Origin of the sequence: Pseudonocardia sp. DSM 110487 (assembly GCF_019468565.1) — a bacterium.
GTDB lineage: Bacteria > Actinomycetota > Actinomycetes > Mycobacteriales > Pseudonocardiaceae > Pseudonocardia.
The window spans coordinates 5,959,071-5,976,570 of sequence record NZ_CP080521.1 but is presented as its reverse complement, the minus strand read 5'-3'; the positions used below and the strand labels follow the sequence as shown (position 1 = coordinate 5,976,570).

Annotated in this window: 18 protein-coding genes; 13 read left to right on the top strand and 5 right to left on the bottom strand. The window is 71.7% G+C overall.

Annotated features, from left to right (window positions below):
- Positions 1-289: 289 nt before the first annotated feature.
- Together K1T35_RS27850 and K1T35_RS27845 are read right to left on the bottom strand one after the other, a co-directional pair.
- Complete coding sequence (locus tag K1T35_RS27850; protein ID WP_220254777.1) at positions 290-1,600, bottom strand: FAD-binding oxidoreductase; 1,311 nt, start codon at positions 1,598-1,600, stop codon at positions 290-292.
- Positions 1,600-2,679 (bottom strand): homocysteine S-methyltransferase family protein, encoded by a 1,080-nt coding sequence (locus tag K1T35_RS27845; RefSeq protein WP_220254776.1) that lies wholly within the window; start codon positions 2,677-2,679, stop codon positions 1,600-1,602. The genes K1T35_RS27850 and K1T35_RS27845 overlap by 1 nt, the downstream gene beginning before the upstream one ends.
- Positions 2,680-2,756: 77 nt before the next feature.
- Here K1T35_RS27845 and K1T35_RS27840 point away from each other — a divergent pair, with 77 nt between their 5' ends.
- The 7 genes from K1T35_RS27840 to K1T35_RS27810 all read left to right on the top strand — a co-directional run bounded on the left by K1T35_RS27840 (position 2,757) and on the right by K1T35_RS27810 (position 8,457).
- Positions 2,757-3,512 carry an IclR family transcriptional regulator gene (locus K1T35_RS27840; RefSeq protein ID WP_220254775.1) on the top strand — a complete coding sequence of 252 codons (756 nt, stop codon included), beginning with the start codon at positions 2,757-2,759 and terminating at the stop codon, positions 3,510-3,512.
- Positions 3,513-3,642: 130 nt separating this feature from the next.
- Positions 3,643-4,287 carry an ABC transporter permease gene (locus K1T35_RS27835; RefSeq protein WP_220254774.1) on the top strand — a complete coding sequence of 215 codons (645 nt, stop codon included), beginning with the start codon at positions 3,643-3,645 and terminating at the stop codon, positions 4,285-4,287.
- Positions 4,284-5,462, top strand: a complete 1,179-nt coding sequence (locus tag K1T35_RS27830; protein WP_220254773.1) for an ABC transporter ATP-binding protein — start codon at positions 4,284-4,286, stop codon at positions 5,460-5,462. Before K1T35_RS27835 ends, K1T35_RS27830 begins: the two co-directional genes overlap by 4 nt.
- Entirely contained in the window at positions 5,459-6,220 is a 762-nt protein-coding gene (locus K1T35_RS27825; protein ID WP_220254772.1) for an ABC transporter permease, read from the top strand. The genes K1T35_RS27830 and K1T35_RS27825 overlap by 4 nt, the downstream gene beginning before the upstream one ends.
- Positions 6,221-6,232: 12 nt before the next feature.
- Positions 6,233-7,201, top strand: a complete 969-nt coding sequence (locus tag K1T35_RS27820; RefSeq protein WP_220254771.1) for a glycine betaine ABC transporter substrate-binding protein — start codon at positions 6,233-6,235, stop codon at positions 7,199-7,201.
- Positions 7,202-7,209: 8 nt separating this feature from the next.
- On the top strand, positions 7,210-8,106 hold the full coding sequence (locus tag K1T35_RS27815) for a nitrilase-related carbon-nitrogen hydrolase (protein WP_220254770.1): 897 nt from the start codon (positions 7,210-7,212) through the stop codon (positions 8,104-8,106).
- A 9-nt stretch (positions 8,107-8,115) separates the two neighbouring features.
- Positions 8,116-8,457 (top strand): VOC family protein, encoded by a 342-nt coding sequence (locus K1T35_RS27810; protein WP_220254769.1) that lies wholly within the window; start codon positions 8,116-8,118, stop codon positions 8,455-8,457.
- 4 nt (positions 8,458-8,461) lie between these two features.
- Here the strand turns inward: K1T35_RS27810 and K1T35_RS27805 are convergent, their stop codons facing one another.
- From K1T35_RS27805 to K1T35_RS27795, 3 genes are all read right to left on the bottom strand, one after another.
- The gene (locus K1T35_RS27805; protein ID WP_220254768.1) at positions 8,462-9,349 is read right to left on the bottom strand and encodes a ketopantoate reductase family protein; all 888 of its coding nucleotides are present in this window, start codon (positions 9,347-9,349) and stop codon (positions 8,462-8,464) included.
- 150 nt (positions 9,350-9,499) lie between these two features.
- Positions 9,500-10,741 carry an MFS transporter gene (locus tag K1T35_RS27800; protein ID WP_220254767.1) on the bottom strand — a complete coding sequence of 414 codons (1,242 nt, stop codon included), beginning with the start codon at positions 10,739-10,741 and terminating at the stop codon, positions 9,500-9,502.
- A complete protein-coding gene (locus tag K1T35_RS27795; RefSeq protein ID WP_220254766.1) occupies positions 10,738-12,183 on the bottom strand; it encodes an amidohydrolase family protein in 1,446 nt (481 codons plus the stop codon). The genes K1T35_RS27800 and K1T35_RS27795 overlap by 4 nt, the downstream gene beginning before the upstream one ends.
- Before the next feature lie 154 nt (positions 12,184-12,337).
- Here K1T35_RS27795 and K1T35_RS27790 point away from each other — a divergent pair, with 154 nt between their 5' ends.
- The 6 genes from K1T35_RS27790 (at position 12,338) to K1T35_RS27765 (ending at position 17,497) form a co-directional block, all read left to right on the top strand.
- Positions 12,338-13,144, top strand: a complete 807-nt coding sequence (locus K1T35_RS27790) for an IclR family transcriptional regulator C-terminal domain-containing protein (protein WP_220254765.1) — start codon at positions 12,338-12,340, stop codon at positions 13,142-13,144.
- 207 nt (positions 13,145-13,351) lie between these two features.
- Entirely contained in the window at positions 13,352-14,521 is a 1,170-nt protein-coding gene (locus K1T35_RS27785; RefSeq protein WP_370645146.1) for a CaiB/BaiF CoA transferase family protein, read from the top strand.
- Positions 14,514-15,335 carry a citryl-CoA lyase gene (locus K1T35_RS27780; RefSeq protein ID WP_220254763.1) on the top strand — a complete coding sequence of 274 codons (822 nt, stop codon included), beginning with the start codon at positions 14,514-14,516 and terminating at the stop codon, positions 15,333-15,335. The genes K1T35_RS27785 and K1T35_RS27780 overlap by 8 nt, the downstream gene beginning before the upstream one ends.
- Complete coding sequence (locus K1T35_RS27775; protein ID WP_220254762.1) at positions 15,328-16,188, top strand: extradiol ring-cleavage dioxygenase; 861 nt, start codon at positions 15,328-15,330, stop codon at positions 16,186-16,188. Before K1T35_RS27780 ends, K1T35_RS27775 begins: the two co-directional genes overlap by 8 nt.
- The gene (locus tag K1T35_RS27770; RefSeq protein WP_220254761.1) at positions 16,185-16,547 is read left to right on the top strand and encodes a hypothetical protein; all 363 of its coding nucleotides are present in this window, start codon (positions 16,185-16,187) and stop codon (positions 16,545-16,547) included. Before K1T35_RS27775 ends, K1T35_RS27770 begins: the two co-directional genes overlap by 4 nt.
- Positions 16,544-17,497: a zinc-binding alcohol dehydrogenase family protein gene (locus K1T35_RS27765; protein ID WP_220254760.1), complete on the top strand. Its 954-nt coding sequence runs from the start codon at positions 16,544-16,546 to the stop codon at positions 17,495-17,497. The genes K1T35_RS27770 and K1T35_RS27765 overlap by 4 nt, the downstream gene beginning before the upstream one ends.
- Positions 17,498-17,500: the final 3 nt, after the last annotated feature.

The window sequence follows — 17,500 nt, the reverse complement described above, 5'->3', positions numbered from 1 at the left end:
CGCGTTCCGCGGAACGCACCGCGGCCCAGGCGGTGATCAGCGGTTCGGCGCGAAACCCGACGCCCCACGTCGGGAAAGGCGCCAATCTGACGATCACAGGCTCTCGCCGGCCCGGCCCCGTGTCTCCGGTGCGCTCGTTCTCGGGTGGCGCGCGGTCGACGGGGGTGGCTGGCCGGTGGACCAGGTTCGTCGACCGGCACCGGGTTGCACCGGTGTCGGCGGCTCCGCAGTGCCGAGATGCTCCCCCAGCCCTGCGATCAGAAGAACGATCACGAAGTCCGGCTTGGCACTAGCTCCAGGGGAACGGTGAGTTGCTCACCGGGTGCAGCTCGCCGGTGCGGTAGCGGGCGAAGCGGAACGGCTCCAGCAGCGCGCTGCGCTCTCCGAGCAGCTCGCCGGCCACGAGCTCGCCCACGCCGAGCATCTTGAAGCCGTGGTTGGAGTCGGCGATCACGTAGGCGTTGTCGCGGAAGGTGTCGAACACCGGGAAGCTGTCCGGGGTGAACGCGCCGATGCCGCCGGACGGCACGTCGCGGTAGTGGTGGCGGGCGCCTGCGAAGCGTGCGTGGCAGTGGGCCAGCGCCGCGGTCCACATGCGCACGAAGCCGGCGCCGACCCTGAACTCAGGGCTGGCCGGTCCGTAGGGGTCGATCGCGACGTCCGCGGCCGGGCCGGGCACCGGGAGCGGGGCGGCGCCGCCCTGCACGCCGCCGAAGGCGAAGTCGGGCTTGTAGTAGATGCCCCACATCTCATCGCTGACGAGCCGGCCGTCCTCGTCGTGCAGCGGCTGGTCCGAGTCGACGTGTACGACGGGTGGCAGCGCTCCGTCGTTCGTGCGGAACGTGTGCGGGTCGACGCCGAGCGTGCCCTCCTGCAGCGCGAGGTAGGTCCACATCCGACGGCCCGGGTGCACCACGCCGTCCCGCCCGGTGACGTCGACCAGCTCCGGGAGGTCGAGCATCTCCCACAGGTCGCGGATCCACGGACCCACGGCGACGACGAGCTGTTCGCAGCCGATCGTGCCGTGGTCGGTGCGCACTGCGTTGACGGCGCCGGAGCCGCGGTCGAGGTCGAGGCCGGTCACGCGCACCCCGGTGCGGATCTCGACGCCTGCGGCGCGGGCCTTCGCGGCCAGCCCGGCGATCGCCGCGGTGTTGTTGGCGTAGCCGCCGCGCTTCTCGTGCAGCACGACCTCGATGCCGGGTGCGCGCCAGTCGGCGAAGAGGCGACGCAGGTAGGCCGTGCACTCCCGCTCGCCGACGACCAGTTCGGAGTCGTAGCCGATCGCCTGCTGCTCGGCGTGGATCCGCTCGACGTCGGCCCGCATCTTCTCCGGTGCGACCTGGAGGTAGCCGACGGAGTGGTAGGAGAACGCGTCGGGGTCGGACTCCCACGACGCCACCGAGTGCGCCATCAGCTCGCGCATCGCCGGCTGGAAGTAGTTGTTGCGCACGATCCCGCACGCGACACCGGACGCGCCCGCGGCGACGCCGGTCTTGTCCAGCACGAGGACCTGGCTGCCGTCGCCGGTGCGGCGGGCGAGGTGCCAGGCCGTCGAGAGCCCGTGGACCCCCGCGCCGACGACGACGAAGCGAGGCATCAGATCGATCGGCCGTACTCGAGGTTGTGCCGGGCCAGCGCCGGGTCCGTGCCGAAGTAGACGTGCCGGGACATGTCCTCTGTGTAGCGGCTGGCCGGGGGCGTGCGGCCCAGTGCCTCTGCCATGGCGCGCACGTGATGGGGCGCCGCCCCGCAGCACAGGCCGAGGTAGCGCACGCCCGCGTCGGCGGCGGCGATCGTGAAGTCGGCGATCTCGTAGCGGTTGCAGGTGAACGGATCGAGGGCCGTCGGGAACGGCCGGCCGGACGGCAGCGGGTAGGCCGGGTCGACGAGGCCCTGGAAGTGGGGGTGCTCGGCGTCGGTGCGGTAGGGCACCGGCAGGGCGGCCACCGGGACGTCGACGGCGGCGACGAGGTCTGCCAGCAGGGGGAGCATCGTGGCCGGGCCGCGCCCGCAGTTGAGCCCCACCACTGCCGCACCGCCGTCCGCGAGCCGTCGCATGGCCTCCGGCAGGGCGATGCCGTCGCGGGTGGCCGGCACGTCGTGCAGGTTCAGCGTGATGACGGCGGGCAGTCCGGCCTCGCGGATGACCTCCAGTGCGATCAGGGCTTCGTCGAGGAAGCCGAAGGTCTCGCCGATGACGAAGTCGACGCCCGTCTCGGCCGCCCAGCCGACCTGCTCGGTGAACATGCCCCGCACGTGGCCGGCGCTCGCCGGGTCGGCGGGGTCGAAGATGTTGGTGTTGCAGACGTCGCCTGCCAGCAGGGTGCCGGTGTCGGCGGCGACCCGGCTGGCGATCGCGAGCGCCTGCCGGTTGAGCGGCTCGAGCAGGTGTTCCTTGCCGATGTGGCGGAGCTTCTCGCGGTGGGCGTAGTAGGTGAAGGCCTCGACGACGTCCGAGCCCGCGTGCACGAACTCCTCGTGCAATGCGGTGACCCGCTCCGGGTGGTCGAGCACGACCTCGGGGACGAACGCGCCTGCCTGCAGGTAGCCGCGGCGCTCCAGCTCGAAGAGGTAGCCCTCCGCGCAGACCACGGGGCCACGGGCGAGCTGGTCGGTGAGGGATACGGACAACGCGCCACCTCCGCCGTACCGCCCTGTGGTGGTGGTGGGCGGCATCGATCTACGGGAGCATCATGGGACGAAGAGTGTTGCCGTACAGGCAACGCCGTTTCCATTTTCCCGAGGACCGTAGCATGACCAGCGCTAACGAATCGACAGAACGACTGATCGCCGGCGTCGAGCGGGCGGTCTCGGTGCTGATGGCGCTCGCCGACGAGCCGGGGCAGCTCGGTACCAACGAGCTCGCCCGGCGCACGGGCATCAACGCGAGCACGGTGTCCCGCCTGCTCGCCACCCTCGCGAGGGACGAGCTCGTGCAGCGGGTGCCCGCCACCGGGCGCTACCGCCTCGGGTTGCGGTTGATCCAGCTCGGCAACGCCGCGCTGGCCGGCGTGGAGCTGCGGGAGATCGCGCGGCCGCACCTGGTCGCCCTGCGGGAGGCCACCGGCGAGACCGCGACGCTGTCGGTGCCGGCCGGGGACACGGCCGTCACCGTCGACTTCGTGCAGAGCCCGTCTACGGTCCGCAGCGTCGCCGAGATCGGCCGGCCGAGCGTCCCGCACGCCACCGCGACCGGGAAGGTCTACCTGGCCTGGACGGGCACGCCGATCGCGGCGAGACTGCCCGCACTCACCCCGCACACGATCACCGACCCGCGGCGGCTCGCCGACGAGGTCGCCAGGGTCCGGGAACAGGGGTGGGCGCAGGCCCGCGCCGAGCGGGAGGCCGAGCTGCACGCCGTCGCGGTGCCGGTGCTGGATCCGCGCGGCGAGCTGGTGGCGATCCTCGCCGTGCAGGGCCCGGCGGGCCGGTTCGGCGAGCGGGAGATGGCAGCGGCGGTCGCGAACCTCCGCGAACGGGCGGCGGCACTGGCGGCGACGCTCATGTGACAGGTCTCGACTGTGTTGCCGCTCGGGCACTCCGCTTGTGCCCTGGGCAACACCGTGTCAGAGTCGCCCGACGAGTCGATCAGGAGGTGGTCGTGCAGGGTTCGCGCCGCGCCGGATTCCGGGGCGAGACGTGAACTTCCGCGACTACCTCTCCACCCGCTGGGACAACCTCCTCGAGCTGGGCATCGAGCACGCGATCGTCACGATCGTGGCGGTGCTGATCGCCACCGTGGTGGGCGTGGGCCTTGGCATGGCCACCTACCGGCATCCGCGGTCGCGGCAGCTCGTCATCGCCACCACGTCGGTCTTCCTGACGATTCCGTCGCTGGCGCTCTTCGGCCTCTTCATCAACGTGTTCGGGATCGGGACGACCTCGGTCGTCATCGCGCTGGTGATGTACTCGCTGCTGCCGATCGTCGCGAACACGGTGGTGGGGCTGCGCGAGGTGGACCCGGCCGTCGTCGAGTCGGCCCAGGGCATGGGCATGAGCCGCGGCCAGCGCCTGCTGCGCATCGAGCTGCCGCTCGCCTGGCCGGTGATCCTCACCGGGATGCGGGTGTCGACCCTGATCACGCTCGGCATCACCGCGATCGGCGCCTACATCCAGGGGCCCGGCCTCGGCAACGACATCTTCGCGGGCGTATCCCGCCTGTCCAGCCCGAACGCGCTCAACCTCGTGCTCGGCGGCACGCTCGGGGTCGTCGTCCTCGCCGTGCTGTTCGACCTGTTCTACGTGCTGCTCAACCGCCTGACCACGTCGAGGGGGATCCGATGACCGGGACCAAGATCCGCCTCGAGGGCCTCACCAAGCGCTTCCCCGGGCAGCAGAAGCCCGCGGTCGACGACCTCTCCCTCGACATCCCCGAGGGCGAGATCGTGATCTTCGTGGGGCCGTCGGGTTGTGGCAAGACCACCACGATGAAGCTGATCAACCGGCTGATCGAGCCGACGTCGGGCCGGATCATCCTCGACGACGAGGACGTCACCCGGGTCGACCCGGACCGCCTGCGCCGGCGCATCGGCTACGTCATCCAGCAGATCGGCCTCTTCCCGCACCAGACCATCGCGGAGAACATCGCCACGGTCCCGCGGCTGCTGAAGTGGGACAAGGCCCGGATCGCCGAGCGCGTGGACGAGCTGATCGAGACCGTCGGGATGGACCCCTCGGTCTACCGCGACCGCTACCCCAAGCAGCTCTCCGGCGGCCAGCGCCAACGCATTGGGGTGGCGCGGGCGATGAGCGCCGACCCCGACGTCATGCTCATGGACGAGCCGTTCGGCGCCATCGACCCGATCACGCGCGACCGGCTGCAGAACGAGTTCCTCCGGCTCCAGTCGGAGATCAAGAAGACGATCGTGTTCGTCACGCACGACATCGACGAGGCGATCAAGATGGGCGACCGGATCGCGATCCTGCGCGAGGGCTCGCACGTCGCCCAGTACGACACCCCGGAGCACATCCTCGTGAATCCGGCCGACGACTTCGTCGCCGACTTCATCGGCCGCGGCGCCTCGCTCAAGCGCCTGTCGCTGTCGCGGGTACGCGACATCGAGCTGGGGGAGTGGCCCGTTGTGGTCGCCGAGGACACCGACCCCGGCGACGCCCGACGCAGGCTGCTGGCGAGCGACAAGGGGTGCCTGCTCGTGCTCGACGACCAGCGGCGCCCGCGCAGCTGGGTGAGCGCCGACCACCTGGCACGGGTGGGTGAGCGCAAGCTGTCCGAGGTCGGCCTGCCGATCGCCGTCGTCGGACGGCACGCGACGCTCTCCGACACGCTCAACGAGATGCTCACCGCCCGCTACTGCACTGCCGTGGTCACCGACGACTCGGGCGCGTACACCGGCGTGGTCGACATGGACACCATCAACGAGGCCATCCGCGGGATGCGGACCGGTGAGCGCAGCGCCGCCCGCGACCGGCTCGAGGCTCAAGCGGATCCGGCGCCATGACCGTAGCGATCGCCGAGGAGGTCGAGCGCCCGCGCCGCCGCTCGCTCGCCGGGTACCTCGTCACGCCGGCCGTGCTCGTGGTGGTGCTGGTCGCGCTCGCCGCGTACGTGGGCAGCCAGAGCCTCGACAGCATCGAGGAACGCCGCCTCACCCTGGACTTCATCCTTCCGGCGGTGGTCCAGCACGTCACGCTCACGCTGGTCTCCACCGCGCTCGTGCTGGTGATCGCCGTCCCGATCGGGATCCTGCTGACGCGCCCGTTCGCACGCCGGGCGGTGGCTCCGGCGGTCGCCGTGTTCAACATCGGCCAGGCCGTGCCGTCGATCGGCGTGCTGGTGCTCCTCGCGATCGTGTGGGGCATCGGGTTCTGGCCCGCGGTCGTCGCGCTGGTGGCGTACTCGGCGCTGCCGGTGCTGCGCAACACCGTGGTCGGGCTTCAGCAGGTGGACCCCGCGGTCATCGAGTCGGGACGCGGGATGGGGATGAGCCGGCGCGGCGTCCTCGCGCGGATCGAGCTGCCGCTCGCGGTGCCGGTCATCCTCACCGGCCTGCGCACCGCGCTCGTGATCAACGTCGGGACCGCTGCGCTCGCGGCGCTGACGAACGCGGGCGGGCTCGGCACGATCATCATCACCGGCCTCGTGCAGAACCGGCCGATCGTCACGGTCGTCGGCAGCGTGCTCACGGCGGTGCTCGCCCTGTTCATCGACTACCTGGGCCGCGTCGCCGAAGACGTACTCCGGCCCAAGGGACTCTAGGGAGGACTGGCCATGCACATCCGGCTCATGGCGTTACTCGCCGCGGCGGCGCTGGCGGTCACGGCGTGCGGCGGTGGTGGTGGCGGCGGTGCGACCGGCGGTGGAGGCGGCGAGGGGTCGCTCGCCGCGATCGATCTGTCCGGTGCGACGTTCCGGGTCGGGTCGAAGGAGTTCACCGAGCAGATCGTGCTCGGCCAGATCGCGGTGCAGGCACTCGAGGCCACCGGCGCGAGCGCCGGCAACCTGACCACGATCACCGGCAGCACCAACGTGCGCAACGCGCTCACGGCCGGTGAGATCGACATGTACTGGGAGTACACCGGCACCGGCTGGACCACGCACATGCGGCACGAGCCGCAGTCCGCTCCCAAGGGTGACCAAGCGCTCTACGACGCTGTCGCGGCCGAGGACAAGGGGAACGGGATCGCCTGGCTCGCCCCGGCTCCGGTGGACAACACCTACGCCATCGCCACCGCCCAGGGCCGGGACCAGCAGCTGGGCGTGCGGACCTTGAGCGAGTACGCCGCGCTCGTCAACCGCGACCCGGCTCAGGGCCGGATGTGCGCGGCGGCGGAGTTCCTCACCCGCGACGACGGCTGGCCCGGCCTCGAGCAGACCTACGGCTTCGACCTGCCCGACAACGGGGTCGCCGAGCTGGAGCTGTCGCTGGTCCCGCAGGAGATCGCCTCGGGTACGAACTGCAACTTCGGTGAGGTGACCGCCACCGACGGCGCCGTCGCGGCCAACAACCTGGTGATCCTGGAGGACGACAAGCAGTTCTTCGTGCCCTACAACGCGGCGATGACCGTGCGCCAGGAGGTGCTCGACCAGCACCCGCAGCTCGCCGACGTGTTCAACCCGATCGCCGCGAAGCTCACCACCGAGCTCATGCGCGAGCTCAACGAGCGCGTGGACGTGGGCGGCGAGCTGCCCGAGGAGGTCGCCGAGCAGTTCCTGCGGGACAACGGCTTCACGGGCTGAGGCAACGGTTGAGGATCACGCTCGCGCAGGTCGACGCGACGCTCGGGGACGTCGACGCGAACGTCGCGCGAGCCGAGCAGGTCGTCGCCGAGGCCGTGGCGGACGGGGCGGACTTGGTCGTCTTCCCGGAGCTGCACCTCACCGGGTACTCGATCGGCGGCCTGCCCGACGACGTGTCGATGCGGGCGGACGACCCGCGCCTCGCCCACATCGCGCGTCAGGCGGGCGCCGCTGGGGTGCTCGCAGGGTTCGTCGAGGACGGACCCGGTATCCACACCTACAACACCGCGGGCTTCTTCGCCTCCGGCGAGCTCGTGCACCTGCACCGCAAGCTCTACCTGCCGACCTACATGTCGTTCGAGGAGCGCAAGCACTTCACACCCGGCCCGAACCTGCGCGCGTTCCCCGGGCCCGGCGGGACCCGGGTGGCGGTGCTGCTGTGCAACGACGCCTGGCAGCCGCAACTGGCGTTCCTCGCCACGCAGGACGGCGCCCGCGTCCTGCTGGTGCCTGCGGCGAGCGCGCTGCGGGGGATGGAAGCCGGCGGAGCCCGCGGAGCCGGCGGGGCGGGTAGGCACAGCAACTTTCCCGAGCACTACGACTCGCGCGCCTACTGGCGCGACATCACCCGCTTCTACGCCCGGATGTTCCAGCTCTTCGTCGTGTTCGTGAACCGCGTCGGCACCGAGGGGGACCTGCGTTTCTGGGGCGGCTCGCACGTGGTCGACCCATGGGGCGAGATCGTCGCCGAGGCCCAGGAGGGGGAGGAGCACCTGGTCACGGCGGACATCGACCTGCTCGACGTCCGCCGCCGCCGGCGCGCCATCCCGCTGGTCAAGGAGGCCCGGCTCGGGCTGATCAGCCGAGAGGTCACGCGCCTGCTGGACGAGGGCGGCGACCTCTAGCGTGTCCCTGTGACCATCGAACTGTTCGCGGGCATCCCCGTACGCGACTACACCGCGGCGACCGCCTGGTACGAGCGACTCCTCGGCGCCCCGCCGTCGTTCGTCCCCAACGAGGCAGAGGCGGTGTGGGAGCTCGCCGAGCATCGGTACGTGTTCATCGAGGTGCGGCCGGAACACGCCGGGCACGCCAGCCACACCGTATTCGTCGGCGACTTCGACGACCGCATCTCCCAGATCGCTGGGCGAGGCCTGAAAGCGGCCGAGCGAGAGGTCTACTCCAACGGCGTCCGCAAGGCGATCTTCCGTGACCCGGACGGCAACGAGATCGGGTTCGGTGGCGGGCCGGACTAGTCGGTCACTGACGGGCCGCGGCCTCGGCGATCTCCGCCACGACCGCACGCGTGACAGGGGCGCCGTCGGGTAGCGCCCGCAGGATCGGGCCGGCGATGGCGTCGAGCTCCAGGGTGGCCCCGGCGATCGCGTCCTTGAGCATCGACGAGCGCATCCCGGCCGGCAGGCCGGCGATCCGCTTCGCGACGACCGCCGGGTCGATCTCGGCACCGGCCGTGGCGGCCGCGGCGGCGGTCTCGGCGACGAGCCCGTCGAGGAGATCCGGGTGGGCGTCGCGGGCCGGCCCGATCGGCTGCATTGCGCGGGTGGTGAGCAGGGCCAGCGGGGCGAGGAACGAGAGCTTGCGCCACAGCAGCGAGGCCTCGTCGGCGGCGGAGGTGTCGACGTCGAGGCCCGCGGAACGGAGCAGGTCCTCCGGGTCGACGCCGGCGCGTTCCCGCTCGTCGGCGAGCGCGTACTCGACGAACGGCGAGACGTGCTCGATGACGCCAGGCGCGGTGCGCGTGGCCTCGACCGACACCGTCATCGGCACGATCGCGGCCTTCGGCAGGGCGGCCCGCAGCAGTGCGACGTGGTCGGTCCCGTTGAGCAGGGGCGCGACGGCGGCGTCGCTCAGCAGCGCGGCCGGCACCCGGCCCAGCGCGGCGAGCAGGTCGGGGGCCTTGACCGCCACGAACAGGACGTCGACCGGTGCGGTGAGGTAGGGGCGTGCGGGCACTCGCGCCTGCCGATCGCCGACCATCTGGCTGCGGAGTGCGAGCCCACTGACGTTGATCGCGGTGCTGGTGCGCTCCGAGGCCAGCACGGTGACCTGGTGACCGGCCTCGGCGAGCAGGACCGCGAGCATCCCGCCGACCGCTCCCGCTCCGAGGATCCCGACCCGCTGCGCCATACCCGCTCCCTTTCCGTGATCCAGCCCGACAGCCGCTCGGCGCCGGGCACCCGCCAGACTGCTCCCATTGGCGGGGGACCGAGTCGTCGGGTGCCGGTGCTGCTGCCGGTCGGAGTGATCGTGCTGGTCGCGGCCCTGCAGAGCTGACCTTCACGCCTTCCGCAGCGCGGGCGGCAGCAGCATCCGCCGCGGGTCGACGAGCACGAGCGCGGCGATCCCCACCAGCGGGAGCAGCGTGAGCTGCACGAGCCCTGCACCCTGCCAGCCGATCCCGGCCACGAGCCGGGCGAAGATCAGTCCGGACACCGCGGCGGCGACGTAGTAGGTGAGGATGAACAGCCCCGCCCCGCGCCCGACGTGCTCGGGCCGCACCGAGCGCTGCAACACCGTGGTGCAGTTGGTGAACAGCACGCCGCTGGCGAACGTGCCGATCAGGAACGCGAGTACGTACTGCGCTGCGGCGCCGGTGGCAACGGTGTAGGCGAGCAGCGTGGACGCGGCCGTGCCCACGAAGCCGACCGCGAGGAGTACCCGCTGGTCGACGCGGTCGGCGAGCCATCCCACCGGGAGCGCCATCATCGCCCCGAACCCGACGAGCGACGCCGCCAGCGCGGCCTGGCCGGGGGCGAACGCGAGCTCCTCGCGCAGGAAGGTCGGGTAGAGGCCGAGGAAGCCGTAGAACACCAGGCCGGACACCGCCGACGTGATCGCGAAGGCGAGCGAGTTGCGGTTGTACGGGTTCGCCGGTACGTGGTCGTAGTCCGCCGCGTCGGGCGCGCCGGTGCGGCCCGCCAGGGCCTCGCTCATCGCCCGCGGCACCGTGATCAGCAGGATCAGCGCCACGACCAGGCCGGCGACGCCGAACACGTAGAACGGGGTGCGCCACGAGTCGGTGGCGGCGGCCATCCCCTGCCCGACGACCGGGCCGAGGAACACGCCGAGACCGAACGCGACCCCGATGAACCCGGCCGCAAGGGCCCTGCGGTGGAAGTAGTAGGCGCCGATGATCGCGTAGATGGCGGTGGCCTGCACGCCCTCGCCCACGCCGGAGACCAGCCGGTAGATCGCCATGTCCAGGAAACCCGCCGCGACTGGGATGGCGACCGTTCCGGCGGAGTAGACGACCACGCTCGCGACGACGATCGTCTTGCGGGACATGCGGTCGAGCAGGTAGCCAGCAGGAACGCCGGTGAGCGCGAGGCCCAGCGTGAAACCGGTGGCGAGCAGGCCGGCCTGGTCGAGCGAGAAGCCGAACTCCTCGCGGATCTCGGGCACCAGCGGGTAGAACACCTGCCTGTCCATCGCGTTGAGCAGGTACGACAGGCACAGGACGGTGAAGCCGATGGCGATCGCCGCCGTGCCCGCCTGCGCGGGGGCGGCCCGCTGGGTCATTGGACCTCCTGCGCGCCGGCCCGGCGGTAGTCGGAGTACATGTAGGGGTTCTCGAGGCCCCCGCTCTCCGGGACGTCCGGGTGCATCCCCTTCTCCCACGCCTCCTCGCCGAGCTGCGCGCGCAGGTACTCCACCGTGCGCTCCGCCTCGCGCCGCGCCCCGGCCAGGTCGGCCCCGACGAGCTGGTGGTCGGTCTTCACGACGCGCCCGTTCACGAGCACGGTGTGGACGTCCCCGCGCTGGGCCTGGAACGCGACGTGGCCGTGCGGGTGCAGCAGCGGGAACATCACCGGCGACTGTTCGTTCTTGAGCAGCACGAGGTCGGCGAGCTTGTCGACCTCGACGCTGCCCAGCCGGTCCTCCCGGCCGAGCGCGCGGGCCCCGCCGCGGGTCGCCCACTCCACCACCTGCGCGGCCCGCAGCGAGGAGTTGGTGACCGTTTCGCCCTTCGCGTGCGCCTCCAGATGCTCGCGGGAGCGGTCGGCCCCCAGCGTGGTCCGCATCGCGGAGAAGAGATCGGCGCTCCACCACACCGAGGTGTCCATCGACAGCGACACCGGGATGCCGTGCGCGCGCAGCGCCCACGTGGGCGGGTAGCCCTGGCCCGCGCTCTGCTCGCTCTCGGTGGCCACCGAGACGGAGCCGCCCGTGGCCGCGATGCGGTGGTAGGAGTCGGGCGACAGCGATGCGGAGTGCACGTACACGGTCTCGGGGGTCATGAAGCCGTGCTCGTACATCTGCCGGATGCCCTCGTCGCCGGTGGCGCCCCAGACCCCGGCGTGCGTGGTGACCGGAACGCCCAGCTCACGGGCCACCTCGAACGCCGGCCTCTCCGCGAAGGTCGGGTCGCCGAGAACGTCGAAGGCGAGCTGGAAGCCCAGCATGTCGTCGCCGCGCCCGTTCGGGAAGCGACGGGTCACGAAGTCGCGGAAGCCGGGTGACGCGGTCCAGTTCGCGGGCGCGTCCTGGAGGTTGCCGTATGCCAGGACGAACCGGCCGGGCACGGCGGCAAGAGCGTCGACGGCGGCGTCGGCGTGCTCGGGGGTCTGCAGCCCGTGCGACCAGTCCACGGTGGTGGTGACGCCCGCGTCGATGGCCTCGAGCGCGGACAGCAGGTTGCCCGCGTGCACGTCCTCCGGCCGGAAGAGCTTGCCCCACTCGAGGTAGTACCAGACGAAGTACTGGGTGAGCGTCCAGTCGGCGCCGTAGCCGCGCATTGCCGTCTGCCACATGTGCCGGTGCGTGTCGATCATCCCCGGCATGACGATGCCGCCGGTGGCGTCGATCTCCACGGTGCCTTCGGGAACCGCGAGGCCGGGGCCGACCGCGGCGATCGTCTCGCCGACCACCAGCACGTCGTGGCCGGGGAGCACCGTGTGCGTCGCGTCGACCGTGAGGACCGTGCCGCCCCGCAGGACGACGGGCGTGGGCTGGTTCGGCACCGGGCGCTCCTTTGCGACGGACGGACGTCCGCGTACCGGACGTCCCTGGACGCGCAGCTTCGTGCAGGTCGCGCCGGGTGTCAATCCGCTCTCCGATCGATCCGGCCCGTCGTGCTGGTGTCCGCCTCGCGGACATGCCGGTTACGCTCGTGCGATGCCACGCGCAGGGACCGGTCCCGACTTCATCGAGGCGCTCGCCCGCGGGCTCGAGGTCATCACCGCCTTCCGCCCCGGACGCCCCGTGATGACGCTCGCCGAGGTGGCGACCGCCACCGACCTCGCCCGCCCGACCGCGCGCCGGATCCTGCTGACGCTCGAGGAGCTCGGCTACGTCCGCACCGCGGAGCGCGGCTACTCCCTCACCCCCCGGGTCCTCGATCTCGGCGTGTCCTACGTGCGGTCGATGGGGCTGTGGGAGGTGGCGCGCCCGCACCTGGAACGGCTCGTCGAGCGCACCGACGAGTCCTGCTCCATCGCCCAGCTCGACGGCTCTGACATCGTCTACGTGGCACGCGTCGCCGTGCCGAAGATCGTCGCCCTCGCCGTGCAGATCGGCACCCGGTTCCCGGCGCTCTCGACGTCACTGGGGAAGGTGCAGCTCGCGGCGCTGCCCCCGGACGAGCTCGAAAAGGTGCTCGCCGAGCCGACGCGGTCCGGCCTCGTACCGCGGTGGCAGCCCGACCGCGCCGAGCGCGACGCGGTGCTGCGCGAGGTACGGGCCCGCGGCTGGGCACTCACCGACGAGCAGCTCGCACTGGGTATCCGGTCGATCGCCGCTCCGCTGCGGGACGGCTCGGGCCGGGTGATCGCCGGCGTCAACGTGAACTGCCACGCCGCCGAGACCTCGGTCGAGTACCTGCTGGAACGCCACCTCCCGCTGCTGCTGCAGACCGCGGGGGAGATCAGCGCGGACTTCGCGCGCCTGGACACGGTCCCGCACATCACCGTGACCGCTTCCTAGCGCCCCCGGTGGTCGAGTAGGGCCGGCGCCCCGGCGCCGGCCCGTATCGAGACCACCACCCACCGAGACTGGCATGTGGTCTCGATACGCGCCGGCCCTGGCGGGCCGGCGCTACTCGACCACCGGGGACCTTGACGGGCGTCGGAGCACGGGAGAAGGATCGCGCTGGCGGACGGATGTCCGTTGCGCGGACGAAGGGTGCGTGAATTGGCCGAGACTGCGACGGGACCGCTCGCCGGGCTCCTGGTCGCCGACTTCTCCCGCGTCCTGGCCGGCCCGTACGCCACGATGCTGCTGGCCGACATGGGCGCTGAGGTGATCAAGGTCGAGGGCCCGGCCGGCGACGACACGCGCACCTGGATCCCGCCGGAACGCAACGGAACCTCTACGTACTACCTGGGGATCAACCGCGGGAAGCGGTCGATCGCGCTCGACCTGCGCGACGAGGCCGACGCCGAGGTGGCTCGCGAGCTGGCGCGGCGTGCCGACGTGCTGATCGAGAACTTCAAGCCGGGCGGCCTCGCCCGCTACGGCCTCGACTACGAGGCGGTCCGGGCCGCGAACCCCGGCGTGATCTACAGCTCGATCACCGGCTTCGGGGCCGGGAAGGGCAGCCACGTCCCGGGCTACGACCTCATGGTGCAGGCGATGTCGGGGCTGATGAGCCTCACCGGCGACCCGGACGGCCCGCCGTACCGGGCCGGGATCTCGGTGTTCGACGTGATGGCAGGCAACCACGCGCTGATCGGCATCCTCGCCGCGCTGCGCCACCGCGACCGGTCCGGCCAGGGACAGCTGGTCGAGGTGAACCTGCTGTCCTCGGCGCTGACCGGGCTGGTCAACCACAGCTCGGCGTACGTGGCCGGGGGAGTGGTGCCCTACCGGATGGGCAACGCGCACCCGAGCGTGTTCCCGTACGAGCCCCTGCCGACCGCCGACGACGACATCATCATCGCCGCCGCGAACGACCGGCAGTTCCGCAAGCTGTGCGAGGTGCTCGGCATCCCCGACGTCGCCGACGACCCGCGGTTCGCGCGCAACATCGACCGCACCGCCAACCGGGAGGAGCTGCGCCCACTCCTGCTCGAGCGGCTGGCGTTGCGCGGTGCGGTGGAGTGGTTCGAGGAGCTGGTGGCCGTCGGGGTGCCGTGCGGGCCGATCCAGACGATCGACGGCGGGTTCGCGATGGCCGAGCGCTTCGGGCTCGACCCGGTCGTCCAGGCGGGCGAGGGGGAGCGGGCCATGCCCACCACCCGGCACCCGATCCGGTTCTCCGCCACCCCTGCCGGCTACCGGCTGCCGCCGCCCGACCTGGACGAGCATGGCACGGAGCTGCGCAAATGGCTCTCGACCCCGCAGGATGACCAGCATGCCTGAGCACCCCACAGCGCAGTATCCGACGGCTTTGGGCGCCTCGAGCCTGGAGAAGATCACCCTCCTCGGCCATGACCTGGCCGAGGACGTCATGGGCACCGTCGGGTTCGGCGAGCTCGCGTTCTGGCTCGCCACGCAACGCCGCCCGACGAAGGGCGAGACGCGGGTGTTCGAGGCCGTACTGGCGGCGCTCGCCGATCACGGCTTCACGCCGACCGCGATCGTCACCCGGCTCACCTATCTCTCGGCACCCGACTCCGTGCAGGGCGCGCTCGCGGCCGGGTTGCTCGGCGGCGGGTCCCGGTTCCTCGGCGTCACCGAGGACACCGGGCGGTTCCTGCACGACGTGCTGGACGGGCTGGACGATCAGCCCATCGACGACGACGGCTGGGACGCGGTCGCGCTGCGGACCGTCCGGGAACAGCGCGGAGCGAAGAAGTTCGTGCCCGGCCTCGGCCACCACGTGCACAAGAACGGCGACCCGCGCACACCGCGGCTGATGCAGATCGCCCACGAGGAGGGCCTGTTCGGGCCGCACCTGCAGCTGTTCGCCGCGATCGGGCGGGTGCACCCGGAGGTGCTCGGGCGCACGCTCCCGCTGAACGGCGCCGGCGTCTGTGGTGCTGCCCTCGCCGACCTGGGCCTGCCGCTGGAACTGCTGCGCGGGTTCGCGCTGCTCGCCCGCACAGCCGGGCTCATCGGCCAGCTCGCCGAGGAGCTGCGCCACCCCGTGGCGAACGACATCTTCCTGTCGGTGGACCTGAACAACCGGTCCGTCGATCCCGATCCCTACGAGCCGGGAGGCCCCCGTGGCTGAGCTGGTGGCGGTGATCGCCTCGACCCACCATCCCTTCTACTACCGCGCCAGCACCTCCACCGGCGAGGACCGCCCGCCGTTCGCGGACGAGTGGGTGCGCAAGGTCGAGGCGTTCCGGGAGACGCTCACGCGGGCCCGGCCCGACGTGCTCGTGATGGTCGGGTCCGACCACTTCCACCAGCTGTGGCTGGACAACATGCCGCAGTTCCTCGTCGGCAAGGCGCCGATGTACGACGCCAACTGGTACAACGAGGAGCGCGAGTTCGGCCTGCCGCGCATGGTCCTGAAGGGCCAGGAGGACCTGTCCGCGTACATCCTGCGCGAGGGCCTGGATTCCGGGTTCGACCTGGCGTTCTCCAACGAGCTGCGGATCGACCACTCCATCACCTGCCCGATCATCACGCTGCGGCCCGAGGCCGACCTGCCGATCGTGCCGGTCTACACCAACATCTTCGCGCCGCCGCTGCCTCAGCCGAAGCGGTTCGTGCAGCTGGGGCGGACGATCCGCGAGCTGGTCGAGTCGTGGCCGTCCGACCAGCGCGTCGCGGTGATCGGCACCGGGCACCTGTCCCTCGAGCTGGGCGGGCCGCGCCAGTTCGGCCCGCACGGCCCCGATCCGCAGTTCGACCAGAAGGCCGTGGAGTGGATCTCTTCGGGCGACATCGAGGGCTGCCTCGCCGAGGTCACCCTCGACAGCCTGCACGCCCCCGGCAACGCCACCCACGGGTTCATGGACTTCATGCTGATGATGGGCGTCGCGGGGGAGGGGCAGAAGGCCGACTACGTCGACACCTACGACCTGTTCCACACGATGGAGGCCTACTTCACCTGGTACCCAGGGGGTGCTCGATGAGTAAGTACCTGCTGGACAAGTTCCTTTTCACCGTCGACCGCGACGCCGACCTCGTCGAGCGCTACCGCGCCGACCCCGTTGGCACGGTCGCGTGGTGGGAGGCCGAGGAGGCCAACCGGATCCTGAACTGCGCCGATGCCGAGAAGAGCACCTGGCTCGCCTTCGACGACGAGGAGCGCGAAGCCCTGTCGGCGCACGACTACCCGAAGCTGTTCGAGCTGGGCGCGCACCCGTTCCTGACGCTCACGCTGTTCATCGCCATGTTCGAGCGCGACTACGACGAGCCGCTCGGGTTCCAGAAGGAGTACGCCCGGAAGCTCGCCCACTTCTCGCTGCCCTACCCGGACATCGCCACATGAGGGCCGCCCAGGTCGTGGACTGCGGTCGGCCGCCGGTGGTGTCCGATCGGGAACCGCCCGCGGCCACAGAGGGATACGTGCTGGTCGACGTGCTGGCCGCGCCGATCACCCCGCTCGACCTGCTGTGCGCCACCGGCACCTCGTACTTCGGGCGGCCGGCCACCCCGTACGTCCCCGGTGTGCAGGGCGTGGGACGGGCCGGTGCCCGGGTGGTGTGGTTCCCGACGTCCGCCGGGATGGCCCCTGGCGACGGCAGCATGGCCGAGCGGGCCGCCGTGCCCGAGGCGGACCTCGTGACGTTGCCGGCGAGCGTCGACCCGGTTGAGGTCGCGGCGCTCGGGCTGTCGGCGGTGGCCGCGCACATGGCGCTCACCTGGCGCGGCGAGCTCGCCCCCGGCGAGCAGGTGATCGTGCTCGGTGCGGGGGGAGTGGTCGGGCAGGCCGCCGTCCAGCTCGCCCGCGCCACCGGAGCCCGCCGCGTGATCGCGGGTGCGCGGTCGGAGGCCGCGCGGGCAAGGGCCGAGAAGGCGGGCGCCGATGTCGTCGTGGCCCTGGACACCGACGACGTCGGCGAGCTCGCAGAGCGGTTCATCGCCGCCGCCGACGGGCCCGTCGATCTCGTGCTCGACCCGCTGTACGGGGCGCCTGCCGCCGCGGCGGCCAAGGCGCTGGGCCCGCACGGGCGGCTGGTGAACCTCGGCAGCTCGGCCTCGGAGACCTGCCCGATCGACTCGTCGACGCTACGTGGCCGGTCGCTTCGCCTGCTCGGCTACACCAACAACGCCCTCACCCGCGAGCAGCGGGCCGCCGCCGTCACGGCGATCGCCGAGCACGCGGCCGGCGGCACGCTCACCGTGGCGCACGAGGTGGCGCCGCTCGCGGATGTGGGTGCGGCATGGCAGCGGCAGGCCGAGGGCACCGCCGCCGGCCGGATCGTCCTGAGGCCCTAGTGC